The following is a 24,846-nucleotide window of genomic DNA, read 5'->3' as shown; positions in this document are numbered from 1 at the left end:
CCGGCCCGGAAGGGGTGACGGCAGCCCGGCGGGCCGGGTCGTCCCACCCACGTAGACTTGCCCGACGTGGCTCTCACTATCGGCATCGTCGGTCTGCCCAACGTCGGCAAGTCCACCCTTTTCAACGCGCTGACCCGCAACCAGGTGCTCGCGGCGAACTACCCGTTCGCCACGATCGAGCCCAACGTGGGCGTCGTCCCGCTGCCGGATCCGCGCCTCGGCAGGCTGGCCGAGATCTTCGGCAGCGAGCGGATCCTCCCGGCGACGGTGTCGTTCGTCGACATCGCGGGCATCGTCAAGGGCGCGTCCGAGGGCGAGGGCCTGGGCAACAAGTTCCTGGCGAACATCCGGGAGGCGGACGCGATCTGCCAGGTGACGCGAGTGTTCGACGACCCCGACGTCGTGCGCATCGAGGGTTCCCAGGACGCCCACGGCGACATCGAGACCATCTCGACCGAGCTGATCCTCGCCGACCTCCAGACGCTCGAGAAGACGCTGCCGCGCCTCGAGAAGGAGGTCAAGATCAAGAAGGGCGACGCCGCCCTCCTCGACGCGGCCACCCGGGCCCGCGACATCCTGGACCAGGGCATCACGCTGTACCAGGGCGCCGCGCCGGCCGGCCTGGACCTGGCCGACATCGCGTCCCTGCAGCTCATGACGGCCAAGCCGTTCATCTACGTCTTCAACACCGACGACGCCGGGCTCGCCGACGCCGAGCGCCAGGAGGCGCTGCGCAAGCTGGTCGCGCCGGCCGAGGCGATCTTCCTCGACGCCAAGTTCGAGTCCGAGCTGGTCGAGCTCGACCCCGAGGACGCCGCCGAGATGCTGGCCGACTCCGGTCAGGAGGAGGCGGGTCTCGACCAGCTCGCGCGCGTCGGCTTCGACACGCTGGGTCTGCAGACGTACCTGACGGCCGGTCCGAAGGAGGCGCGCGCCTGGACGATCCGCAAGGGCTGGACCGCCCCGCAGGCCGCCGGCGTGATCCACACCGACTTCGAGCGCGGCTTCATCAAGGCCGAGGTCATCTCCTTCGAGGACCTCGTCGCGGCCGGGTCGGTCGCTGCCGTGAAGGCGGCGGGCAAGGCGCGCATCGAGGGCAAGGACTACGTCATGAAGGACGGCGACGTCGTGGAGTTCCGCTTCAACGTGTGATCTGGTGCGTTTTCCGACGGCGCCGGGGGACGAGAGGTGCGGGGCCCGAGGTCGTGCGTCAGGGAGCTGGCGGGATGTTCTGGTTGAGTCGGAAGACGTTGTCGGGGTCGTACCGGCGCTTGAGCGCCGTGAGCCGGTCGTACTTCGCCGGCCCGTATGCCTGACGAACCCGCTCCTTGCCCTCGTCCATCAGGAAGTTGACGTAGACGCCGGAGTGGTACGGCTCGAGCGCCGACCAGCAGCTGCGCGCCCACTCACGTTCGGCGTCGAAGCCGTCCACGGTGTAGCTGTTCCCGTTGATGTTGAACGTGAAGCCCGCGTCACGTCCGTTGAAGGCGGTCTCGTTCTCGCCGACGCGGGCGACCGCTCCCCCCATCTGCCACAGACCGAGGGTCGTGATCGGTGACACGATCCGACGGCCGTGCTCGACCATGATGTCGATCACGTCGTCGGTGAGCTCGGCGACGTCGCAGGCCCTGACGTAGTACCACCAGCCGTGCGGGTAGCCGGCGTCGAACATCGACTGGTGGACCAGGTACGGCTTGGGCCGGCAGAGGTCGAGCAGAGGCTGGCCGAACGACTTCAGCGGGCGCACGACCCGTTCGCCGTCGTCCACCGTGCCCACGTGACAGACCACCACGGCGATCAGGTGCCGACCGACCAGCTCGTCGGGTACGACGGGAAGCGCCGGAGCACGCCGCTGCACGACGATCGTCGTCAGCTCGTCCGGGCAGTCGGCGATCCAGTCGCGGTAGAAGTGCAGCACCTCTCGCGCATCCTCCATCGCCCAGAAGACCGGTCCCGCGAAGACCTCGGGTCCGACCGGGTTCAGCCGGAACTCGAATTCGGTCACGATCCCGAAGTTGCCACCGCCTCCTCGCACGCCCCAGAAGAGGTCGGTGTTGTGGGTCTCGCTGGCGGTCACGAGCTCGCCGTCGGCGGTGACGAGGTCGACCGACAGCAGGTTGTCGATAGTGAGCCCGTACTTGCGCTGGATCCAGCCGAGGCCACCGCCCAGCGTCAGGCCGGCGACGCCGGTGTGGGTGACGATGCCGGCGGTGACCGCAAGGCCGAACTCCTGAGTCTCCCGGTCGAGCTCGCCGAGCAGCACGCCGGCCTGGACCCGAGCGGTACGCGCGTCGGGGTCGACCCGGATTCCCTTCATCAGGGACAGGTCGATCACGATGCCGCCGTCACACACCGAGTAACCGGGGAAGCTGTGCCCGCCGCCTCGCACGGCGACCAGCAGGCCATGCTCCCGGGCGAACCGGATCGAGGACCTCACGTCCGCGACGCCGGCGCAGCGGGCGACAAGCCCGGGGTGCCTGTCGACGGAGCCGTTCCACACCCTGCGGTGTCGCTCGTAGCCCGGGTCACCGGGCCGGATGAGCTCACCGCGAAGGGACCTCGCGAGCTCGTCGACCGTGAGCGGATCAGGGGGCACCTGCTCAGCGCGCCTGGTCAGGATGGTCATGTCTCGAGTGTTGCCCCGGGGGCCGCCGCTGTCAGGAACCTGGGTTCCATCCCTGCCCAGGGACAAGCCGGGCCGGGTCGAGAAGCACGATCCGATCGCGCTCGGTCCGTAGCACGCCCTCCTGGCGGAGCTCCCGCAGCACGCGTACCACGACCTCCCGCACGGTCCCCGCCGCCTCTGCCAGCTCGTGCTGGCTGACCGTCACGACGATCTCGGTTCCGCCGTCACGCCCCGGTTCCCGCTGCGCAGCGAGCTCGAGCAGGTGCCGTGCCACCCGCTGCCGCACGGTTGCGAAGGCGCTGCCAGGGATCTCGTCGATGAAGCTCATGACCCTCTCGCTGAGCTCGCGGAGGAAGGCACCAGCGACGCGGGTGTCCCTGGCGACGGCCTGACGAGCGATGGTCGGAGACATCCTCAGCAGTTCGGCGTCCACCAGTGCCTGCGCCGTCGCCGGCATCGTGAAGCGATCCGCGAACAGTGACACAACACCCAGGAGGGCGCCGGGCCTGCAGTAACGGACGGTCATCGTGCGCCCGTCAGGGGCGGTGACGAAGACCCGTACGACACCAGCGACTACCAGCTCGAGGTGCGGAGCGTGCTCGCCTTCCCGGTGGGTGACCGAACCGGCAGGGGTCCTGGCACGGACCGCGCCGGCCAGGAGCCCGTCGAGGACGTCGGGCGGCAGGGCGTGCAGGTGCGACTTGACCACCGCCGCGCGCACGTCAGTGTCCACGATCCGAACGATACGGACGTCAGATCCTCGGGTCCATGTGCGGGCGCTGACGCACGCTGGCCGCCCCCGGGGTTGCGGGGCGGCCAGGGCGCCAGGGCGGTGAGCGCGGGGTCAGCGGCGCTCGCGGCGGTAGAGGGCGCGGGACCAGGCGTAGCCGAGGGCCGCGATCAGCACGGACCACGCGAGGGCCTGGAGCGTCGTCGAGGTGTTCAGGGGCGTGCCCGCGAGCAGGGCCCTCGTGGTCTCGATGATCGGGGTGAGTGGCTGGTACTCGGCGAACCAGCGCACGCCCGCCGGCATTGTCTCCACCGGCACGAAGCCGCTGCCGAGGAAGGGCAGCGCCGTGAGGATCATCGGGGTGTTCGACGCCGTCTCCACGGACGGCGCCGAAAGACCCATCGCCACGCACAGCCAGCTCAGTGCGAACGTCACCAGGGCGAGCAGCCCGGCCAGTGCCAACCAGCCCAGCCCCCCGGCGTGCGGCCGGTAGCCGAGCGCCACCGCCAGCCCGAGCACCACCGCGACGGCGACGAGCCCCTGGACCACCGTGCCGAGCACGGGCCCGCCCAGCACCGAGCCGGAGGAGATGGCCATCGTCTTGAAGCGGGCCATGATGCCGCTGGTGGCGTCCATCGCGGCGGTGATCGCCACGCTCTGCGCCGCGCCGACGACGGCGAAGAGCAGGATGGCCGGGGTGATGTAGTCGAGGTAGGCGGCCCGCCCGTCCGCGCCAGGGGCGACGCCCGGCATCACACCCGCGCCGAACGCCCCGCCGAAGACGAAGACGAACAGCAGCAGCAGGATGACGGGGATCGCGATGGTGAAGCTGGTCAGCCCCGGGTAGCGCACGGCGCGCAGCAGGTTGCGGCGCAGCATCGTGAGGGTGTCGGCCAGCGGGCGGGCGCCGGCGGTGGTGGTGGCGATCGTCACGGTGGTCATCGGGCCACCTCCTTCGTGGTCGGGTCGGCGGAGGGCTCAGGGGTGGGCTCGGTGAGGCGCAGGAACACGTCGTCGAGCGAGCCTGCGTCGTGCGTGGACTTGAGCTCGGCGGGGGTGCCCTCGGCGACGATCCGGCCGCCGTCGAGCACCGCGACGCGGTCGGCGAGCTGGTCGGCCTCCTCGAGGTACTGCGTGGTGAGCAGGATCGTGGTGCCGGCCGCCACGAGGGCGCGCACCTCGTCCCACAGGGTGCGGCGGCTGCGCGGGTCCAGGCCCGTGGTCGGCTCGTCCAGGAAGACGACGGCGGGGGCGCCGACGAGCGTCATCGCCAGGTCGAGCTTGCGGCGCATGCCGCCCGACCAGGTGGACACCGGCTTGCGGGCGGCGTCGGTGAGGCCGAACTGCGCCAGCAGCGCGTCGGCGCGCTCACGCCCGTCGTGGCGGCCCAGGTGGTGCAGCGAGGCCATGAGCCGTAGGTTCTCGACGCCGGTGAGCAGGTCGTCGACGGCGGACATCTGGCCGGTGACGCCGATGGAGGCGCGCACCGCCTCGGGTTGCGCGACGACGTCGTGCCCGGCGACGCGGACCGTGCCGGCGTCGGCCTTGAGCAGCGTGGACAGGACGCCCACGGCGGTGGTCTTGCCTGCGCCGTTGGGGCCGAGCAGGGCGGTGACGGTGCCGGCCTCGACGGCGAGGTCGACGCCGTCGAGCACGGTCAGGTCACCGTAGGACTTGCGCAGGCCGCGGACGTCGACGGCGAGATTGCTGGTCATGGTGGTGCTCCTCTCGGTCGTTCGATTCAGGGGCGGCGGATGATGATGTCGCCCCAGCCGGTGCTGGCGTGGATCTCGGCGGTGGCCTCGTCGTCGACGGGGCCCGCGGTGGGGGTGAGCTGGTTGCGGACGGTGCCGTGCTGGGAGGCGACGTCGAGCCAGGCGGCGGTGCCCTCGGGCACGTCGACCTCGATCGAGCCGTAGGACGAGGTGAGCGTGACGCTGCCGGACTCGACGCGGTCCACGCGAATGCCGGCATGGGCGGACCTGGCGGTGAGGGTGCCGCGCACGCGACCCACCGCGATGTCGGCGTGCGCCCCGACGACGTCCAGCGACCCGGTGACGGATCCGACGGTGGTGGTCCCGTTGCTGGCGCGGACGGTGCCCTCGCCGGCGAACTCGGTGATCCGCACGGAGCCGGCGCTCGCCTTGACGTTCGTGGGGCCTGTAGCCCGGCCGACGATGACGGACCCGGCCGAGACCTTGAGGTCGAGGCGGGCGGCCTCGTCGACCCGGGCGTCGCCGCCGTTGAGGGTGAGGTCGACGGCGCCGAGCCTGCCCTCCGCATACAGCGAGCCGGCCTTGCCGCTGAGGTCCGAGCCGGCGGGCAGCTCGATGGTGACCTTCGCGCCGCCCGCCGCGAAGGGCAGGACGTACTGCTTCCAGGCGGCCGGGTAGACGATGGTGATGGCGTCACCGTCACGTTCGACGCGCGTCTCCTCGGCGGCGCGCACGGAGCCCGACTTGGTCGGGTCAGCGGGCAGAACGGTGACGACGACGTCGTCCCGTTCCCCGGCGACGACGTGCAGGTTGCCGAAGGGCACGTCCACGACGACCGGGACGGGCGTGGGGGCGGGGAAGGTGGGCATGGGGGTCTCCAGAGTGGTGTCGGAATGGTGTCGGCGTGGGGCGGGCGCCTCAGCGCACCCAGCCGGTGAGACGGTTGGAGCTTCGCTGCTCAGGGCGGGCCTGCGGGGCGCCCTGGCGGGTGGGCTGCTCGAGCGCGGCGGCGACCGCGCGCACGAGCCAGGTGTTGACCGAGATGCCGTCGCGGGCGGCGGCGACCTCGACCTGCGCCTTGAGGTGGTCGGGCAGGCGCAGCGTCGTGCGGGTGGCGGTGCCCGCGTCGGCGTCGGCGTTCGGCAGGGTCGGCAGGGGCGGCGGTCCGCCGGGAAGCGAGGGCGCGGTTGGGGCGGCCGGGGCCGGCTCGGCACGGGCGGTGGGTGCGTCGACGACGAACTCGGGGTCGCCGCCGCGCAGGCGCACGTCGACCGAGCCGGGTGCGAGCTCGGCGGAGATCTCGCCGGCCGCGGCGGAGAGCGCGTCGAGCAGGACGAGGCGGACTGCGGCGTCGAGCGGCGCGGTCAGGCGCTGGGCGAGCTGCCGGGCGTCCTCGCCCCCGGCGTCGGCCGCGGTGGCCAGGCGGTCCTGGAGGTCGTCGACGTAACGCGTGAGGTCCATGACGCCATCATGACACCATTCATGGTGTCATAGCAACACCAGATGTGGTGTCGTGTTGCTGGCGGGCGTTGTCGTCTCGGGCAGGGGCTGGCGGAACGGGCAACGATGTGCGTTAATCATCAGGAAGCCTGAAGGTCGCCGCCGGTACCGCCGCTCGCTGTCCGGCCGGCGCCTGGGCGTTTCTCGACGATGAGAGGACGGTCATGACCATCACCGACACACCTGCGGCTGTCTCCAGCGGCGTCCACTTCCCCCCGGGACGGCTGTTCATCGGTGGCGAGTGGCGCGAGGCGGCCGACGGCGGCCGACGCGACGTGATCAGCCCCGCGACCGGCAAGGTGATCTCCTCGGTGGCCTGGGCGACGACGGCCGACGTCGATGCGGCCGTCGGCGCCGCCCGTGAGTCCTTCGACTCCGGCGTCTGGTCCCGCCTGAGCGGCCGTGAGCGGTCGCGCGTGCTGCTGAAGGCCGTCGAGATCCTTCGCGAGCGTCGTGAGGAGCTCGCGCAGCTCGAGAGCCACGACGCCGGCAAGCCGATCACGTTCGCGCGGATCGTCGACGTCGAGCACGCCATCCTGCAGTTCGAGTACGCGGCGAGCCTCGGCCAGCACCTCGACGGCTCGGTCCGGGAGATCCCCGCCAACGCCCACGCGTACATCCGCAAGGAGCCGATCGGCGTCGTCGCCGCGATCACGCCCTTCAACTTCCCGCTGATCCTGTCGTCCACCAAGATCGCTCCGGCGCTCGTCGCCGGGAACTCGGTCGTGCACAAGCCCGCCAGCGACACGCCGCTCAGCGCCTTGTTCATGGCCCAGGTGCTCAAGGACGCCGGCGTCCCGGACGGCGTCTTCAACGTCATCACGGGCTCCGGCGCGAGCCTGGGAGACCACCTCGTCGGCCACCCGCAGGTCGACAAGGTGGCGTTCACCGGGTCGACGGAGGTGGGAGCGCACGCTGCGGCGCTCGCGTCGCGCACCCTGAAGCCGTTCACCGCGGAGCTCGGCGGCAACGCGGCCAACATCCTGTTCGCCGACGCCGACCTCGACAAGGCGATCGGCACCGTGATCGGCGCCTTCGTCTTCAACGCCGGCCAGTTCTGCATGGCCGGACCCCGCCTGCTCGTCGAGCGGCCGATCTACGACACCGTGCTGGGCATCCTGAGCCAGGCGGTCCCGGGTGTGCCGTTCGGTGACATCACCGACGAGGCCACGGTCGTCGGGCCGCTCGCCAGCCAGAACCAGCTCGACAAGGTCACGGCCATGGTCGAGTCCGCGCGCAGGGACGGCGCGCAGGTGGTGTGCGGCGGCGAGCAGGTCGACATGGGCGGCGGGTTCTACTACCGGCCCACGGTCCTGGCCGGCTTGTCGTCGGACGCGGAGTGCGTCCGCGAGGAGGTGTTCGGGCCGGTCCTGACCGTCCAGCCTTTCGACACCGAGGAGGAGGCCATCTCGATGGCCAACGGAACGGCGTACGGCCTCGCCTCCGGCATCCAGACCTCGAACATCGCGCGCATCCACCGCGTGGCCAAGCGTCTCGACGCCGGGATCTGCTGGGTCAACGGCTGGGCCGTGCTCGACCCCTCCGTGCCGTTCGGCGGGGTCAAGGCGTCGGGGTGGGGCCGGGAGTACGGCCCTGAGGCGCTGGCGTCCTACCAGCGCACCAAGTCCATCGTTATCGACCTCGGGGAGGAGCAGGCATGAGCATCGCCACCAGGGCTGCCGTCCTGTCGGCGCCGCAGACGTCGTTCACCGTGCAGGACGTCGAGCTCGCCGACCTGCGGGAGCACGAGGTCCTCGTGCGGATGGTCGCCACCGGCGTGTGTCACACCGACCTCGGTGTGTGGGCCGGCGGCATCCCGTTCCCGTTGCCCGGGGTCATCGGTCACGAAGGCGCCGGAGTGGTGCAGCAGGTGGGGTCGGCGGTCACGACGATCGCTCCGGGCGACAACGTGGTCCTGAGCTACACGTCCTGCGGCGCCTGCCCGTCGTGCCAGGACGGTCACCCGGCCTACTGCACCACCTGGTTGCCTCGGAACCTCTTCGCCGGGGCGCGCGAGGACGGGACACCGACGCTCTCGCTCGACGGCGCGCCCATCGGCGGGCACTTCTTCGCGCAGTCGTCCTTCGCCCAGCACGCCATCGCCGAGGAGCGCAACGTCGTCGTCGTCGGTCCTGACGTCGATCTTGCCGGCCTCGCCCCGCTCGGGTGCGGCGTGATGACGGGTTTCGGGTCGGTGTGGAACGCGCTCGACGTGCAGCCGGGCGGCCGGGTCGCGGTGTTCGGGACCGGGGCGGTCGGGCTGTCGGGTGTGGTGGCCGCCGCGTTGCGCGAGCCCGCGGTGCTCATCGCCGTCGACGTCGTGCCGGAACGGCTCGAGCTCGCGATCGAGCTAGGAGCCACCCACACGATCAACGGCCGGGAGGAGGACGTCGTCGCCCGCATCGCCCAGATCACCGCCGGCGCCGGTCTGACCCACGCCTTCGACACCACGGGAGTGCCGGCCGTGGCGCGGTCCGCGGTCGACGCCCTTGGCGCGCGGGGCCACCTGGTCACCTGCGGTGCTCCGCCGCCCGGGACCGAGATCCCCGTGGACTTCCAGGGCATCCTGCCCGGGAAGTCGGTCAGCGGCGTGACGATGGGCGACGCCGACCCGAAGGTCCTCATCCCGCAGCTCGTCGACCTCGTCGCCGCCGGCCGGCTCCCGCTCGGCCGCTTGATCAAGCAGTACAAGCTCGACCAGCTCGACGAGGCCTTCGCCGACATGCACCACGGCACCACCGTCAAGCCGGTCATCGTTCACTGAGCCCCGGGCCCGAGCGTGCCGAAGCAGAACCTGCCGAAGGCCGCTCACCGTGTGTTGACATCGGCAACGCACAGTGAGCGGCCTTCGGCATGAGGTCTATGTCGGCAGGAACGCCGGACGGCTGTGCGTCAGTGCGCCGCTCCGCCGCCGAGCGCGACCCGGCAGGCCCGCAGGGAGGCGTCGAGGTGCCGGACGTCATCCTCGGTCAGGCCGGACAGCATGGTCTTCTCGATGTCGCGCACGGGCTCGCGCAGCGTGTCCAGCACGGCCTGCCCCTCGTCCGTGAGGAAGATCAGCAGCTGACGGCGCGAGCGTTCGTCCGGCCCGCGGCGCACGAAGCCGCGCTGCAAGAGGTAGGTGATCATCTGCGCCATCGTCTGCGGCCGCACGAAGGAGTTGCGCGCGAGCTCCGACGACGTCATGCCCGGGTGCCTCTCGAGCACCGTCAGGGCCGTGTACTGCAACGCCGTCAGCCCATGCCCGCTGACCGCCTCGTCGAGGTGTGAGCGGGCGGCGAGCTCGACCTGCTTGATGAGATACAGGAAGGTCGCCTCGTCGTGGGTCGGCATGAACGTCCTTCGGTCGGGGGAAGGCCAGTATGTCCGCATCAGGGCGCCGGTCCTTGCATGTCGGGGCAGACCTCCGCTCCGAGTGTAATCTTCAGGTGATCTGATGGTCGGACCGCTGGTGCGGCACCCGTCGCCATGCCACGGTGGGTCCATGGCGGACACGGTGTACGAGGCCATGGGCGGCGAGCCGGCGGTCCTGGCCCTCGCCCGGGCGTGGCACGCGCGGGTCCTGGCCGACCCGGTCGTCAGACACGCGTTCCACCGGCCTGTGCACCCGCAGCACACCGAACGCCTGGCCGCCTACTGGGCGGAGCAGCTCGGCGGGCCCGCGGCGCCGGCCGTCCGGCACGACGCCGTCGTGCGGATGCACTCCGGGAACGGCCCCCACGACGAGATGGACGCCCGCGCCGTCGCGTGCTTCGTCCTCGCGATGGACGACGCCGGACTGCCCGCCGACGACCGCCTCCGTGACAGCCTCGCCGCCTGGTTCACGTGGGCGACCGAGGCGGTCAACCACGAGTACGCGGCCCCGGCCGACGTCCCGGACGGGCTCCCGCTGCCGCGCTGGGGCTGGTCGGGCCCGGCCTGACGGGCAGGATGGACCCATGACAGCCGTCGGCGCGCCCCGCACGGTCCTCCTCGTCGAGGGGACGAGCGACCGCGCCGCGGTCCTCGCCGTCGCGGTCGCCCGAGGTCGCGACCTGACGGCGGAGGGCGTCGCGGTGGTCGCGATGGGCGGCGCGACGAACGTCGGCCGTCACCTGACCGCCGCGCTGGCCGACCCGGGCGTCGTCGTCGCGGGCCTGTTCGACGCCGCCGAGGAGCGCTACGTGCGCGGCGCGGTCCGCCGGGCCGGTCTGGGGGCGGCGGAGTCCCGCGAGGCGCTCGAGGCGCTCGGCTTCTTCGCGTGCGTCAAGGACCTCGAGGACGAGCTGCTGCGGGCGCTCGGCGCCGCGGCGGCGCTCGCCGTCGTCGCCGAGCAGGGCGAGCTCGGCCTGTTCCGCACGTTCCAGGTCCAGCCGTTCCACCGCGGACGGCCCGTGGCGGCACAGCTGCACCGCTTCATCGGCACGACCTCGGGCCGCAAGGCGCGGCTCGACGGCGCGCTGGCCGCGGCGCTGCCCGCGGACCGCGTCCCGCGACCGATCGCCGCGCTGCTCGACCACGTCGATGTCGGGTCGCCGCCGGCGCGGGGTATCGGGTCGCCGCGGGGGCGGGCCGTTCCTAGGCTCGGGGCATGACCCCGCTGACGGATGACCTCCGCGCAACTCTGTACGACGCCGAGAACGTGTGGGCCGAGGACGACGACTTCTTCCTCGCGCTCGCGAACGAGCACCCGGTGAGCCGCGTGCTGGACCTGGGCTGCGGGACGGGCCGGCTGACGACGGCGCTCGCGGCGGCCGGGCACATCGTCATGGGCGTCGACCCGGACGAGGGGGCGGTGACCGCTGCGCGGCTGAAGCCGCACGCGGAGGACGTCGACTGGGTGCTGGGCACGTCGTCGGCCCTCGACTCCGGCGCCCGCTTCGACCTGGTGCTCATGACCGCCCACGTGGTCCAGGCGATCGCGGACCCGGGGGAGTGGCGACGGACGCTCGCCGACCTGCATCGCGTCCTCGTGCCGGGCGGGCGGCTCGCCTTCGACTCGCGCGACCCCGCGGCGCGCGCGTGGGAGCGCTGGAACCCGCAGGAGTCGCACGGGATGACGGAGCTGGACGACGGCACCCGGGTCGAGGGCTGGTACGAGGTCACGGCGGTGACCGACGGCGTCGTGACGCTCGACGAGCACGCCGTGCTGCCGGACGGGACGCACGACGTGCAGACGGGCGAGCTGGCGTTCCGCGACGAGGACCGCCTCCGTGGCGACCTGCGGCGCGAGGGCTTCACGGTGGACCACGTCTTCGGCGGCTGGCACCGCGAGCCGGTCGGGCGGGGCGACGGAGAGCTGGTCGTGGTCGCCCACAGGTGAACCAAAAGAGGGTGCCGCGAGAAGGCAAGGTGACCGGGTCCGTGGGTCTCGTGATCTGGGCCCCCGGGCGACCGGAACGCGGGAAGATGTCCTACAAGGATCCCGACACACCGGTGTGTTTCCCGCGTGTTTCGCCCAGTCCGGGCAGTCGACAAGTTGACTACGAGCCAATATCAAGTCGGTAACGATCGCGTTCTCTCCTGGGCGAAACGGCCTAAAGCACCCCCCGCCGTGGGTAGCGTGAGTCGAAACCATGACGGCGCTTCGGGTGCCAGGCCAGAGCATCCCCCAGGGGGTCGGCCCAGGCCCGGGTGACGTCATACTCCTGAGGAGGAACATTGAAGATCAGGCGTGCAGGCGCCGCCATCGCGATGGCGGCCACCGGTGCACTGCTGTTCAGCGCGTGCAGCACCCCCGGTGCTGAGACGGGCGAGGACGCGACTCCCGAGGCAACCGCCGTCGAGCCGACGGACGGCTGCAAGGCCGACCTCGGTGAGGTCGAGACCGCCGACGGCGAGATCAAGTACTCGATCGGCGAGGACGAGTGGAACGCGTACAACAACGACACCTCGGCCACGAACTCGACGTACAACGCCGTCGTGGACACGCAGCTGTTCAGCGGCTTCTACTACTTCGGGTCTGACGGCACGATCTGCCACGACGAGAACTTCGGCTCGTACGAGGCGACGTCCGAGGACCCCCTGGTCGTCGAGTACACGATCAACGACGACGCGACCTGGTCCGACGGTGAGCCGGTCGCCTACGAGGACTACCTCCTCGACTGGGCGACCCAGGTCTACACCGACCAGGGCACCAAGACGGTCGACGGCTCTGAGACGCCGCTCTTCGACTACGTCGGTGGCCTGACCTTCGGTACCTACGTGTCCAGCCCGCCGGAGGGCGAGGTCGGTGGCAAGACCCTCACGTACAACTATGACAAGGTCTACGCCGACTGGGAGGCTCAGGTCTCCGACTCGATGCCCGCGCACGTCGTCGCCGAGAAGGCCGGCACCGACGTCCAGGGCCTGGTCGACGCGATCCTCAACGGCGACGTCGCCGTCCTGACCGCGGCCGCCGAGTGGTGGAACACCGGCTGGGTCTACGAGACGCCGGGCCAGCTGCCCGACGCCTCCGAGGTTCCCTCTTCGGGTCCGTACATCATCAAGGAGGGTGGCTGGACCGCTGGTCAGGCCGTCACCCTGACCGCCAACGAGAACTACTGGGGTCCGGCGCCGGCGACCAAGGAGCTCACGTTCCGCTTCGCCGCTCCCGAGACGCACGTCCAGGCGCTCTCGAACGGTGACCTCGACGCGATCGAGCCGCAGGCCACGGTCGACACCGTCGCCCAGCTCGAGCAGCTCGGCGACTCGGTGACGATCTCCACGGGCCAGGAGTTCACGTGGGAGCACCTGGACTTCAACTTCGCCTCGGGCCGTCCGTTCGCGAACGACGCCGGTGGCCTGGTCCTGCGTGAGGCGTTCGCCCTGTGCGCCCCGCGTCAGAAGATCGTGGACGACCTGATCAAGCCGCTCAACCCGGACGCGGTCGTCATGAACGCCCGTGAGGTCTTCCCGTTCCAGGACGCCTACGCCGAGGTGACCGAGGTCTCGTACGACGGCAGCTGGGACGAGGTGGACATCGAGGCCTCGAAGGCCAAGATCGCCGAGTCCGGTGTGGCCACGCCGATCGACGTCGAGATCTCGTACAACGCCCCGAACGAGCGTCGCTCGCAGGAGGTCGCTCTCATCAAGGCCAGCTGCGACGAGGCCGGCTTCAACATCATCGACGGTGGCTCGGAGGCGTTCTTCGACACCGAGCTCGACGCCGGTGACTACGACATCGCCCTCTTCGCCTGGGCCGGTTCCGGCCTGGTCGCCTCGGGCCAGTCGATCTACAGCACCGGTGGCGGTCAGAACTACGGCAAGTACGAGTCCGAGCCCGTGACCGCGGCGTGGACCGCCCTCGCCGACTCGGCCGACCCGGCCGTCCACCTGGAGCAGCAGAAGATCATCGAGACGGAGCTCTGGAAGGACCTGTTCAACCTTCCGGTCTTCGCTCACCCGGGTATCGCTGCGTACAACTCCGACCTGCAGAACATCCGCCAGACCGTTGCTCAGAACGGTCTTCCGTGGAACGCCGAGCAGTGGTCGCGGGCTTCTTGAGCCTCTGACCCTCGGGTGACCCCGGGACTCCCGGGGTCACCCGATCGGTGACCCACCGACACCCGTTGCCTGTGGGGCAGGGAGCGTAAGCTTCCTGCCCCACAGTGTCGTCTACCGGAACCCTTGTCAGCGAACGGCCAGGGGGCCGTGGTATTTCTCACCGCCACAATGAGGTGGCCTCTGGCGTCATCGTCGTGCCGTACAGTTTCTAGCCGATCCCACTGCCGCAGACGCCGTGATCCGGCGCCCGCCTTGAAGGGCCTTTCCCGTGCTGAAGTTCATACTCCGCCGAACAGGAGCATCCGTACTGGTGCTCTTCTTTGCGTCGGTGCTCATGTTCCTGCTCACCATCAACTCCGGTGACCCGCTCCGAGACCTCCGGGAGAACCCCGACCCGCGCGCCGCCGCAATGATGCGCGCGCGCATCCTCTCGATGGGCCTCGACGACCCGGCCCCCGTGCGCTACTGGAACTGGCTGCAGGGTGTCCTCGGCTGCTTCACCGGCCAGTGCGACCTCGGCACCACGGTCAACGGCAGCAACGTCCTGGCGCTCACCTCGCAGGCGGCCGGCTCGACGCTCCGCCTCGTCACGCTGGCCACGCTGCTCGCGATCGTCGTCGGCATCGGCCTGGGCATCCTGACGGCCATCCGCCAGTACTCGGGCTTCGACTACTCGGTGACGTTCGGCGCCTTCCTCTTCTTCGCCCTCCCGGTCTTCTGGGCCGCGGTGCTGCTCAAGGAGTTCGGCGCGATCCGCTACAACAACTGGATCGCGGAGGGGCAGTACGCGCCGCTGACGATCGTGGTCATCGCGGTGGTGGTCGCGGCCCTGCTGCAGGGCATCCTCGGCGGCTCCAACAGGCGGCGGCTGATCACAGCCTCGGCCTCGTTCGTCTTCGTCGCCGCCATCATGTTCGTCTTCAACGCCGTCGACTGGTACCGCAACCCGGTCTTCGGCCCGGTCATGGTGCTGCTCGTCGCGGCCGCAGCCGGTGTGCTCACGACGGCCCTGGTCACCGGCCTGAAGAACCGCCGTGTTCTGTACGCCGCCCTCACCACCGCGGTGGTCGGCACGGTGGCCTACCTCGCCTTCGCGTACAGCGGCGTGCTGACGGAGCCCACCTGGATCGTGATGGCCGGCCTGTTCGTGCTGACGATCGTGGTCTCGGTGGCCGTCGGCTACCTGTGGGGCGACTACGCCAAGCGCGAGTCGATGACGGTCACGACGATCACAGGCGTCATCACGAGCCTCCTCGTCGTCGCCGACCAGCTCGTCGGCCACTGGGCGAGCTTCCTCGGCCTGAAGTCGCGCCCGATCTCCACGATCGGTGCGGAGACGCCGCAGTTCAGTGGCGGGTTCTGGGAGTCGATGCTGGACAAGGGCGCCCAGCTCCTCCTCCCGACCTTGCTGCTCGCGCTCGTCTCGATCGCCGGCCACAGCCGGTACACCCGCGCCTCGATGCTCGAGGTCATGAGCCAGGACTACGTGCGCACCGCGCGCTCGAAGGGCCTGTCGGAGCGCGAGGTCATCGTCAAGCACGCGTTCCGCAACGCGCTCATCCCGATCACGACGATCGTGGCGTTCGACTTCGCCGGCCTGATCGGCGGCGCAGTCATCACGGAGCGCGTCTTCGGCTGGAAGGGCATGGGGCAGCTCTTCCAGCAGGGCCTCGAAGCGGTCGACCCTGGACCTGTCATGGCCTTCTTCCTGGTGACCGGCGTGGCCGCAGTCGCGATGAACCTTCTCGCCGACATCGCGTACGCGTTCCTCGACCCCCGGATCCGGCGGTGATCCCGGTGCACGCCACGTTCGCCACCACACTGCGCGCGACCCGCGCACTCGCACCTGCCGGAGACCGAGATGAGTGACATCAGGAACACCGCTCCCCGCGGGGAGGACTACCAGCCGACGCCGTCCGTGACGGGTGTCGACGTCGAGGCCGGCATGGGCGCCGGCGTACTGCCGGCCGGGCCTCAGCCGGGCGAGGACGCGTCCTACAGCCAGGGACAGCTCGTCTGGCGCCGGTTCGTCCGCCACCGGGCCGCGATGATCTCTATCGCCATCCTGGGCGTGGTGATCGTCCTGGCCTTCTCGTCGATCGGCATGGGGCCGATCCCGGGCTGGTGGGACAAGTCGTACCTGGCCACGTTCGACAAGATCGGCACGGGTTCCCCCACGTGGACGCACCCGTTCGGTCAGGACGCCATCGGCAAGGACTTCTTCGCCATGACGATGCGCGGCACCCAGCGCTCCATCGTCATCGCGCTGGTCATCGGCGTCGTGTCCACCGTCATCGGCACCGCGATCGGCGCGATCGCCGGCTACTACCGGGGCTGGCTCGACTCGATCCTCATGCGTCTGACCGACGTCTTCATCGTCATCCCGCTGCTCGTCCTCGCGGCGGTGCTCGGCCGCACCGCGTCCGAGTGGGGCATCTGGGGTCTGTCGCTCATGCTCGGCCTCGTCACCTGGACGGGCCTCGCCCGCCTGGTGCGAGGCGAGGTCCTGTCACTGCGTGAGCGCGAGTTCGTCATGGCCGCACAGGCGGTCGGCACGAGCCCCTGGCGGATCATCGTCAAGCACATCCTGCCGAACTCGGTGGGCGTCATCATCGTCAACGCGACGCTGACGATCTCGACGGCGATCCTGCTCGAGACGTCGCTGTCGTTCCTCGGGTACGGAGTGCGCCCGCCGGACACGTCGCTCGGCCTGCTGATCTCGCTCAACCAGAACGCCTTCTCCACCCGTCCCTGGCTGTTCTGGTGGCCGGGTCTGCTCATCCTGACCATCGCCCTCTGCGTGAACTTCATCGGCGACGGCCTCCGTGACGCGTTCGACCCCCGCCAGACCCGGAACAAGGACTGAGATGACCACTCTCGACATCACCTCCCCGGGCGCCCAGGCGGCCCCCGGCGACGCCGTCCTCTCCTTCGAGGACCTCACGGTCACGTTCGGCACCGACTTCGGTGACGTGCACGCGGTCAAGGGCATCTCGCTCGACGTCCGTCCCGGCGAGGTCGTCGCCCTCGTCGGCGAGTCGGGCTCCGGCAAGTCGGTCACGTCGATGACCGCCCTCGGCCTGCTCCCCGGGAACGCCCGGGTCGGGGGCACCATCCGGGTCGGCAACAAGATCGTCGGCCGGCTGGACAGCCGGGGCCTGCGCGAGATGCGCGGCAACGACGTGGCCATGGTCTTCCAGGAGCCGATGACCGCGCTGAACCCGGTCCTGACGATCGGTGACCAGCTCACCGAGGGTCTGCAGCTGCACGGCATCGCCTACGGCAAGCAGGCCGAGGCGCGCGCCGCGGAGCTGCTCCGCATGGTCGGGATCCCGGAACCCGAACGCCGCCTCAAGCAGTACCCGCACGAGCTGTCGGGTGGCCAGCGCCAGCGCGTGGTCATCGCCATGGCGATCGCCTGCGACCCCAAGGTCATCATCGCCGACGAGCCGACCACGGCCCTCGACGTCACGGTCCAGGCCGACATCCTGGACCTGCTGCGGTCCCTGAAGGAGAAGCTCAACACGGGCATCCTCCTCATCACCCACAACATGGGCGTGGTCGCCGACATGGCGGACCGGGTCGCGGTGATGCTCCAGGGCGACATCGTGGAGACCGGCACCGCGGACCAGGTGCTCAACCACCCGCGCCACGATTACACGAAGAAGCTGCTGTCCGCGGTGCCGCGCCTTGGCGTGAACTCCGCGGCGCCGCTCACCGTGGACGTCTCCGAGGAGGCGCCGACGCTCGACCTGCGCAACCTCGTCATCGAGTACCACCGCCTGGGCAAGCCGCCGTTCCGTGCTGTCGACGACGTGTCGTTCAAGGTGATGCCCGGCGAGATCGTGGGCCTCGTGGGCGAGTCGGGCTCCGGCAAGTCGACGATCGGCAAGTGCGCGCTGGGTCTCATCCCGGCGCACTCCGGTGCGGTGTCGATCATGGGTCACGACATCACGCAGCTCAAGGGCAAGCAGCTCAAGGCGCTGCGCAAGCGCATCGGCGTGGTGTTTCAGGACCCGGCGGCGTCCATGAACCCGCGCTTCCCGATCGGCTCGGTCATCGCCGAGCCGCTCGAGGTGCACAAGATCGGCGACGACCGCTCGCGCCGCCGCCGCGTGCTCGAGCTCCTGGACGCGGTCGAGCTGCCCCGCAGCTTCTACAACCGCTACCCCCACGAGCTGTCGGGCGGGCAGCGCCAGCGCGTGAGCGTGGCACGCGCCCTCACGCTCGAGCCGGAGCTCCTCGTCGCCGACGAGCCGACGTCCGCGCTCGACGTGTCGGTGCAGGCCTCGGTGCTCGCCATGTTCACCTCGCTGCAGGAGCGCTACAAGTTCGCCTGCCTGTTCGTGAGCCACGACCTCGCGGTGATCGACATGCTCGCGCACCGCGTCGTGGTGCTGCAGAACGGCGAGATCGTGGAGCAGGGCCTGCGCGAGGACGTGCTGCACGAGCCGCGGGAGGAGTACACGCGGCGTCTGCTCGCCGCTGCGCCGGTGCCCGAGCCGCTGGAGCAGCGTCGCCGCCGCGAGGCGCGCCACGCGCTGCTCCGCGAGCTGGGCGACGACGTCGCCGAGCTGCAGGTCGAGGACGACTACGAGCGTCCGACGCTCCGCGGGCAGGGCAACAACGGTCCGACCCCGGGCGGCCTGTACGGCGGTCAGTAGCGGGTAACCCAGCACAGCCCTCACCACGGTGCACGACGCCGGTGGTTCACCTCCCGTACCGGGGCGAGCCACCGGCGTCGGGCACATGCGGACGGACGAGCAGGAAGGGGACGCCGTGAGCCGAGCATCGCTGCTGGCCCGCAGGTCGGCGGCTCAGCGAGGCCTGCTCGCCCTGGTCTGGCTGCTCGTGGCGGCGGTCGCGGGCACGACGGGCGTCACGCTCGGCTACGTGCAGGCCTCGGCGGCCGACGGCGCCCGGGCCGGGCTGGAGGCGGCCGGCCCGTCCGGCCGTGCGCTGCTCATGAGCACCCGTCTGGCCGACGACGACGCCGGGGCGGCGCTGCAGGACGCGCGCGTCCGGGACGCCGTCGAGGAGGCGCTGGGAGGTACCGCGTACGCCCTGATCCATGACGTCCGGACCGAGCCGCTGCGCGCCGCCGGTGACGGCGGCGACCTGGGGCGCTGGGTCGTGGAGAGCCTGCCCGCAGCGAGCCGCGAGGCCCCGTCCGGCGGGGCGCCCGCCGATGGCATGGCGCCCGCCGACGGCATGGCGCTCGTCGACGGCACGTGGCCCGCGGCCGACGGCGAGGCCGCCGTCCAGGCGGACGCCGCTGCGGCCGCCGGTCTGGCGGTCGGCGACACGCTCCGGCTGGGGGCCGACGTCGACGACCCGGGCTCGGGCACCACCGTGACCGTGCGCGGGACCTGGCGCGTGACCGACCCCGGGGACCCGCGGTGGTTTGGCGACCCGCTGGTCCTTGCGGGCGGCGACAGTGGGGCGCTGGGCCCCGTGGTCACCACCGCCGCCACGGTCGGCGCCCTCGACACCGACCCCTTCGCCCGGTGGACCGTCGTCCCGGACGTGGAGCGGGTCACCCTGGGCGACCTCGACACGCTCGCCGGTCTGGCGGAAGACCTCGACTCCGGGGTCGGCGACGACGACGAGGTCGCCCCGCGCGGCCTCACGCTGGCGGGGACCCTTGCCGACACCGCCGCCCGGACCACGGAGGCGCTCCGGGCCGCGGCCGCCGTCGCGCTCGTCCCGCTGCTCCTGCTCGTCGTCGTGAGCCTCGTCGCCACGGTTCAGGTGGCACGGCTGCTGGCCGCGACGCGCGACCACGAGGTGGCGCTGCTCGTGTCGCGCGGCGCCGACCCGGTGACCGTCACGGCCGGCGGCGCCGTGGAGGCCGCCCTGCTCGCCGCAACCGCCGCCGGGGCAGGCGGGCTGGCCGCCGCCCTGGTCCTCGAGGCGCTCGTACCCGGCTCGCGGCAGGCCGGCACGCTGCTCGTCGTCGCGACCGGTGTCGCGGTCGCGGGTGCGGCGGTGCTGACGGGTGTCGCGGCGCTCCAGGCGCGGACGGCGGCGCGTCGGCAGATCACCGACCGGTCCGGCCGGGTGCGCACCGTCGCGGCCCTCGGCACCGTCCTGCTCACGTTCGCCGGGGCCGCGGTGTGCCTGGTGCAGCTCCGCCGGTACGGGTCGCCGCTGGTCGCGACGCCCGAGGGGCTGCGCACGGACCCGCTCGCCGCGCTCGCGCCCGCGCTCGTCCTGACCGTCCTCGCGGTCGTGGCCACCGCGCTCCTCGGCCCGGTGACCCGCGTGTGGGCGCGCCTCGCGGAGCGGTCGCCGGGCGCCGTCGGCGTCCTCGCGGCGCGTCAGGTGGCGCGCAGGCTCGTCGTGTACGTGGTGCCGGTGGTGCTGCTCGTCCTCGCCGGCGGCTCCGCCACCCTGGCGGGCGCCTTCGCCGAGACGTCCGGGCGGTTCCAGGAAGACGTCGCCATCCTGCGGACCGGGACCGACGTCCGCGTCGCGCTGCCGCCCGGCGCGGAGGCCGACGCGGCGCCGTTCTCGGCGATCGATGGAGTCTCGGCCGCCGTGCCGGTGCTCGCCGCGGACGTGACGGTGGACGGCTCGCCGAGCACCACGCTGCTCGCGCTGCCCGCCGCCGACGTGCCCGAGGTCGTGCGCGCCCCGGGCAGCTCGTTCGACGCGGCCGGCATCGCCGCCGCGATCGACCGCGCTCCCTTGACCGCCGCGCCCGGGCTGCCCGCCGGCGCGCGGACCGTGACCGCGACCGTCACGGGCAGCGTCGTGCCGTCCCTGGACGCCGAGCCCTTTCCTGGCTGGTTCGAGCTCGCCGAGCGGGGCGAACGGTTCAGCGTTGCCCTCGTGCTCGTCGCGCCGGACGGGACGGTGAGCACCGTCGGCCTCGGGGAGCTCCAGTACGACCTGGACGGTGACGGCGCGGGCACGCGCCCGGTCGGCGCCGAGCCCGTCACCTACGAGCTCACGGCCGACCTGCCGGCCACGGCCGAGCCGTTCCGCCTGGCCGCCGTCGACCTGACGGCGTCGGCGGGCGGCGTGGCTCTCGAGGCGCGGCTCGTCGTGGACACCCTCGTGGCCGACGGCGTGCCGGTGGACCTCTCGGGGCAGTGGCGGCACTCGACGGCGACGAGCGGCGCGGACCTCCAGGAGTCCGGTTCCGGACGCCTGGAGGTCGTGGTGCCGGAGGAGCTCTCCATGACGAGCGTGGCGCCGTTCGCGGCGCGGCTGCTGCCCGGCGACCCGCCGGGCGCGCTGCCCGCCGTCGTCACCGCGCCCCTCGCGCGCACGCTGGACCTCGGCCCGGGAGACTCGTTCGAGGTGCCGGTGCAGGGCGTGCCTGTCCCGCTGACGGTGGCCGCGACGACGGAGGTGCTGCCCGGCACGCTGACGTCGGCCGGCGCGATCGTCGTGGACCGGCTCGCGCTCGACGAGCTCGTGCTGTGGACCTCCGTGGACGCGCCTCCCGCCGGCGAGGTCTGGCTCGCGGCAGCCTCGGCGACGCCGGACGACCTCCAGCGGATCGGTGCAGAGGCCCGGGTCACCGCGGACGGCCTTCTGCGCACGGGCACGAGCACGGTGACGACGCTCGCGGACGCCCCGCCGGTCGACGCCACCGCCCCCGTCCGGACGGCGTTCTGGCTCGCGGCGGTGGGCTCGGTCGTGCTCGCGGTCGCGGGCGTCCTCGCCGTCGCTCTCGCCTCCGCACGCGTGCGCCGCGGCGAGGTCGTCGTGCTGCGTGTCGTGGGGGTCGGGCCGCGGGACCAGGGGCGGGCGCGCGCCGGCGAGCTCCTCGCCGTCGGCGGCGCTGCCGTGCTGCTCGGCGCGGGTGCGGGAGCGGTCGCCGCGGGGCTCACCGTGCCGGGCCTCGTCGGGGCGACCCTGGGCGGCGACGCCGTGCGGCCCGAGCTGGTCGCCCTGTCCCTCCCGGCGGCGGTGCTCCTGGCGGGCTGCCTGGCCGTGCTCGGGCTGGTCGCTGCCGGGGTCGGTGCCCGGGTCGCGGCCCAGGCCCGCGACACCGAGTACCGCGAGGAGGTGCGCTGATGAGCCTGGGTCTGCTGACGACGCGGGGCCTGCGCGCGTCGTGGGGAGCGACCCTCACGCTCGGGGTGGTGGCGCTGCTCGCCGCGCTCGTCCTGTCGGCGGCGCCGCGCGCGGTCGCCGGCGTCCATGCGCGCCAGCTCGCCTTCGAGACGGACGGCGCCGCGGTGGTCGACCGCGACGTGTCGAGCGAGAGCGCCCAGATCCCCGGGTCCCACCCGGGCATGGTCGCCTTCGAGGTGCACGACGTGGACCCGGCGACGACGCCGCCCGACGCGCCCGACTGGGCCGCGTACCTGGAGCGGCTGGAGGCCGTCCGGGCCGAGCAGCCCTTGCCGCTGCGCGACGTCCTCGGCGCCGCGGACTTCCAGGTCAGCACCGACGACGCCGTTCGCGTCGCTCCGGCGGAGGGGAGCGACCTGCGCTCGGTGTCCGTCTTCCTGCGCGCGGCCCCGCGGGTCCAGGAGCACGTCGAGGTGGTCGAGGGGCGCTGGCCGCAGGCCGCTCCGGTCCGCACGCTCTCCTTCCCCGAGGGCGGCGGCCAGCCCGACGTGATCCCGGGCCAGCCGGTGGAGATGGCGGTCTCGCGTGCGACCGCGATGACGCTCGGCTGGGAGGTGGGTCAGGTCCACCCGCGGCTGGTTCTCGAAGAAGAACCGCTCCGGCTCGTGGGCGTCTTCGACCTCGCCGACCCCGATGACCCGTACTGGGCGCACAGCCCCACGGTCGGCGACGCCTACGTCCTCGACGACCTCAACCAGGGCAAGCTCGCCACGGCGGTCGCCTACGTCGACCCGGCGATGATCGCGCCGGTCTCGCTCCGCGGCGCGACCACCACGGTCTGGTACCCGGTCGACGCCGGCGGCGTGCGGGCCGGCGAGGCCACGACGCTGCTCGCCCAGCTCCGGGGATTCACCACGACCGCCTACACGGTCGACGAGGAGGATGCCTTCGACCCGTTCGTGGTGCGGCCGGCGAGCGGCCTCGTCGCCATCCTCGACCGGATCGTCGCGCAGCGGTCGGGCGTCGACGCGATCCTGTCCGTCCTCGCCGCCGGCCCGCTCGGCGCGACCGTCGCCGTGCTGGCGCTCGGCGCCCGCCTGGTCGTCGAACGCCGGCGGCCCGCGCTCGCGCTGCTGCGCGCCCGCGGCGCCTCGGGGGCGCAGCTGCGTGGCCTGATGGCGGCGGAGGGCCTCGTGGTCGGCGGCGTGGCGTCAGCCCTGGGGTTCGGGGCGGGCCTGCTCCTGGTGGCCGGGCCGGCGGGCGGCACCGAAGTGCTGCTCGCGGCGGGCGCGGGCCTGGCGCCGGCCGTCGCGCTCGCGCTCGCGTCGTCGCCGCGCGGCCTGCGGGAGCGGCGCAGCGACCTGTCGCCGCGGTCGCGGAGCCGGCTGCGCTGGGTCGCGGAGGTGCTCGTGCACGCCGGCGCCGTCGTGTCCACGTGGCTGCTGCTGCAACGTGGCGTGGTGAGCGGGACGGCCGGCGCGGCCGGCGCGGCGGAGGGCGTCGACCCTCTCCTGGCCATCGCTCCGCTCCTGCTGTCGCTCTCGGCGACGCTGCTCGCCGTCCGTGCCTACCCGTGGCTCGCCCTGGCGGTCGAGCGGGCGCTCGCCCCGCGCCGGGACCTCGTCCCGTTCCTGGGCGCGGCGCGGGCGACCCGCGACCCCGCGGGCGGCCCGGTGCCCGCCCTGGCCCTGGTGCTCGCCGTGTCGGTCGCGGCCACCTCCGGGGTCCTGTACGCCACGGTGTCCGGCGGCGTCAGCCGCGAGGCCTGGTCCGCCGTCGGCGCCGACCTGCGGGTCTCCGGGCCGATCGTGGGCGCGGAAGAGGTCGCGGCGCTCGCCGGGATCGACGGCGTCGCCGCGGTCACGGCGGTGACCGACCTCGGTGCGCTGCCGCTGCGGGTGGGACTGGCGGGCCAGCGGGTCGACGTCGTGGGCGTCGACGCCCTGGCGCTGGCCGAGGTGCAGCAGGGGATCGACGGCGTGCCGCCGGACCTGGCGCGCCTGGCCGAGCAGGGGGCCGAGCTGCGGGTCGTGGCATCGCCCGGAACGGGCGTCGACGTCGGGCTGCCGGGCGTCCAGCTCGCCGGCCCGGGCGGGTCGGCGCCGGTCGAGGTCGTGACTCTGGCGCGCGACCTGCCCGGGATCTCGGCCTCCCGCGCGTTCGTCCTCGTCGACAGCGCGCGGGCCGAGGAGCTGACGGGCGCCACCGGCCGCGCCCGGACCGCGCTCGTGGCGCTCGGCCCGGGTGCCGACCCGGTCCAGGTCACCGCGGCCGTCCACGAGCTGCTGCCCAGCGCTCTCGTGGAGGACCCCGCGCAGCGGGCGGCCGCGATCCTGGCCTCTCCGGTGTCGTCGGGCCTGGCGAGCGCGTTCCTCGTGGCCGTCGCCCTGGCGGCGCTCCTGTGCGGGGCCGCCGTCGTGATGACCCTCATGCTCGCGGGCCCGGCCCGGGCCAGGCTCCTGGCCGTGCTCCAGACCCTGGGCCTGTCCGGGCGGCAGAGCCGCGGGCTGGTGGGCTGGGAGATCGGGCCGTGGACGGTCGTGGCCCTCGTGGTGGGTGCGCTGCTGGGAGCGGTCGTGCCGCGGGTGGTCCTGGCCGCCGTCGACGTGACGGCGCTGACTGCCGGGGACGCCCAGCCGGACGCCCGGTTCGACCCGCTGCTTCTTGCGGGCGTGGCCGGCGGGTTCGTCGTCGTGGTGCTGCTGGCGGCCGCTGTCGCCGCGGCCCTCGGCCGGCGCGGTGAGATCTCTGCCCAGCTTCGGATCGGTGAGGAGAGATGA

The 24,846-nt window shown here is 72.3% G+C and carries 19 protein-coding genes; 12 read left to right on the top strand and 7 right to left on the bottom strand.

The window, feature by feature from the left end:
- Positions 1-66: 66 nt before the first annotated feature.
- Positions 67-1,152: a redox-regulated ATPase YchF gene (ychF, locus tag L1785_RS15290; protein ID WP_236090136.1), complete on the top strand. Its 1,086-nt coding sequence runs from the start codon at positions 67-69 to the stop codon at positions 1,150-1,152.
- Positions 1,153-1,210: 58 nt separating this feature from the next.
- Here the strand turns inward: ychF and L1785_RS15285 are convergent, their stop codons facing one another.
- From L1785_RS15285 to L1785_RS15260, 6 genes are all read right to left on the bottom strand, one after another.
- Complete coding sequence (locus tag L1785_RS15285) at positions 1,211-2,626, bottom strand: FAD-binding oxidoreductase (protein WP_236090135.1); 1,416 nt, start codon at positions 2,624-2,626, stop codon at positions 1,211-1,213.
- 31 nt (positions 2,627-2,657) lie between these two features.
- Positions 2,658-3,359 (bottom strand): Crp/Fnr family transcriptional regulator, encoded by a 702-nt coding sequence (locus tag L1785_RS15280; protein WP_236090134.1) that lies wholly within the window; start codon positions 3,357-3,359, stop codon positions 2,658-2,660.
- Positions 3,360-3,470: 111 nt separating this feature from the next.
- A complete protein-coding gene (locus tag L1785_RS15275) occupies positions 3,471-4,298 on the bottom strand; it encodes an ABC transporter permease (protein WP_236090133.1) in 828 nt (275 codons plus the stop codon).
- Complete coding sequence (locus L1785_RS15270) at positions 4,295-5,071, bottom strand: ABC transporter ATP-binding protein (protein WP_236090132.1); 777 nt, start codon at positions 5,069-5,071, stop codon at positions 4,295-4,297. The genes L1785_RS15275 and L1785_RS15270 overlap by 4 nt, the downstream gene beginning before the upstream one ends.
- Before the next feature lie 26 nt (positions 5,072-5,097).
- The gene (locus L1785_RS15265) at positions 5,098-5,940 is read right to left on the bottom strand and encodes a DUF4097 family beta strand repeat-containing protein (RefSeq protein ID WP_236090131.1); all 843 of its coding nucleotides are present in this window, start codon (positions 5,938-5,940) and stop codon (positions 5,098-5,100) included.
- Positions 5,941-5,989: 49 nt separating this feature from the next.
- Positions 5,990-6,532, bottom strand: a complete 543-nt coding sequence (locus L1785_RS15260; RefSeq protein ID WP_236090130.1) for a toxin-antitoxin system HicB family antitoxin — start codon at positions 6,530-6,532, stop codon at positions 5,990-5,992.
- 203 nt (positions 6,533-6,735) lie between these two features.
- On the opposite strand from L1785_RS15260, the gene L1785_RS15255 reads away from it, so the two are divergent.
- Positions 6,736-8,232, top strand: coding sequence for an aldehyde dehydrogenase family protein (locus L1785_RS15255; RefSeq protein ID WP_236090129.1), 1,497 nt, complete (start codon positions 6,736-6,738; stop codon positions 8,230-8,232).
- Positions 8,229-9,335 carry an NAD(P)-dependent alcohol dehydrogenase gene (locus L1785_RS15250; RefSeq protein WP_236090128.1) on the top strand — a complete coding sequence of 369 codons (1,107 nt, stop codon included), beginning with the start codon at positions 8,229-8,231 and terminating at the stop codon, positions 9,333-9,335. The genes L1785_RS15255 and L1785_RS15250 overlap by 4 nt, the downstream gene beginning before the upstream one ends.
- Positions 9,336-9,463: 128 nt before the next feature.
- Here L1785_RS15250 and L1785_RS15245 read toward each other — a convergent pair whose 3' ends face one another.
- Entirely contained in the window at positions 9,464-9,904 is a 441-nt protein-coding gene (locus tag L1785_RS15245; protein WP_236090127.1) for a MarR family winged helix-turn-helix transcriptional regulator, read from the bottom strand.
- A gap of 151 nt (positions 9,905-10,055) precedes the next feature.
- Here L1785_RS15245 and L1785_RS15240 point away from each other — a divergent pair, with 151 nt between their 5' ends.
- The 9 genes from L1785_RS15240 (at position 10,056) to L1785_RS15200 (ending at position 24,846) form a co-directional block, all read left to right on the top strand.
- Complete coding sequence (locus L1785_RS15240; RefSeq protein WP_236090126.1) at positions 10,056-10,493, top strand: globin domain-containing protein; 438 nt, start codon at positions 10,056-10,058, stop codon at positions 10,491-10,493.
- A 16-nt stretch (positions 10,494-10,509) separates the two neighbouring features.
- Entirely contained in the window at positions 10,510-11,145 is a 636-nt protein-coding gene (locus L1785_RS15235) for a TOPRIM nucleotidyl transferase/hydrolase domain-containing protein (protein ID WP_236090125.1), read from the top strand.
- Complete coding sequence (locus L1785_RS15230; protein ID WP_236090124.1) at positions 11,142-11,873, top strand: class I SAM-dependent methyltransferase; 732 nt, start codon at positions 11,142-11,144, stop codon at positions 11,871-11,873. The genes L1785_RS15235 and L1785_RS15230 overlap by 4 nt, the downstream gene beginning before the upstream one ends.
- A 338-nt stretch (positions 11,874-12,211) precedes the next feature.
- The gene (locus L1785_RS15225; RefSeq protein WP_236090123.1) at positions 12,212-14,035 is read left to right on the top strand and encodes an ABC transporter substrate-binding protein; all 1,824 of its coding nucleotides are present in this window, start codon (positions 12,212-12,214) and stop codon (positions 14,033-14,035) included.
- Between the two features lie 268 nt (positions 14,036-14,303).
- On the top strand, positions 14,304-15,827 hold the full coding sequence (locus L1785_RS15220) for an ABC transporter permease (RefSeq protein WP_236090122.1): 1,524 nt from the start codon (positions 14,304-14,306) through the stop codon (positions 15,825-15,827).
- A 69-nt stretch (positions 15,828-15,896) separates the two neighbouring features.
- The gene (locus L1785_RS15215) at positions 15,897-16,901 is read left to right on the top strand and encodes an ABC transporter permease (RefSeq protein ID WP_236090121.1); all 1,005 of its coding nucleotides are present in this window, start codon (positions 15,897-15,899) and stop codon (positions 16,899-16,901) included.
- Position 16,902: 1 nt separating this feature from the next.
- Positions 16,903-18,699 (top strand): ABC transporter ATP-binding protein, encoded by a 1,797-nt coding sequence (locus tag L1785_RS15210; RefSeq protein ID WP_236090120.1) that lies wholly within the window; start codon positions 16,903-16,905, stop codon positions 18,697-18,699.
- Between the two features lie 115 nt (positions 18,700-18,814).
- Positions 18,815-22,066, top strand: coding sequence for an FtsX-like permease family protein (locus tag L1785_RS15205; RefSeq protein WP_236090119.1), 3,252 nt, complete (start codon positions 18,815-18,817; stop codon positions 22,064-22,066).
- On the top strand, positions 22,066-24,846 hold the full coding sequence (locus tag L1785_RS15200) for an FtsX-like permease family protein (RefSeq protein WP_236090118.1): 2,781 nt from the start codon (positions 22,066-22,068) through the stop codon (positions 24,844-24,846). The genes L1785_RS15205 and L1785_RS15200 overlap by 1 nt, the downstream gene beginning before the upstream one ends.

It is taken from the genome of Antribacter soli (genome assembly GCF_021568775.1).
In the GTDB taxonomy this organism is placed as follows: Bacteria; Actinomycetota; Actinomycetes; order Actinomycetales; family Cellulomonadaceae; genus Antribacter; species Antribacter soli.
The sequence above is the reverse complement of the archived record's forward strand: the minus strand, read 5'-3'. Positions and strand labels throughout refer to the sequence as shown.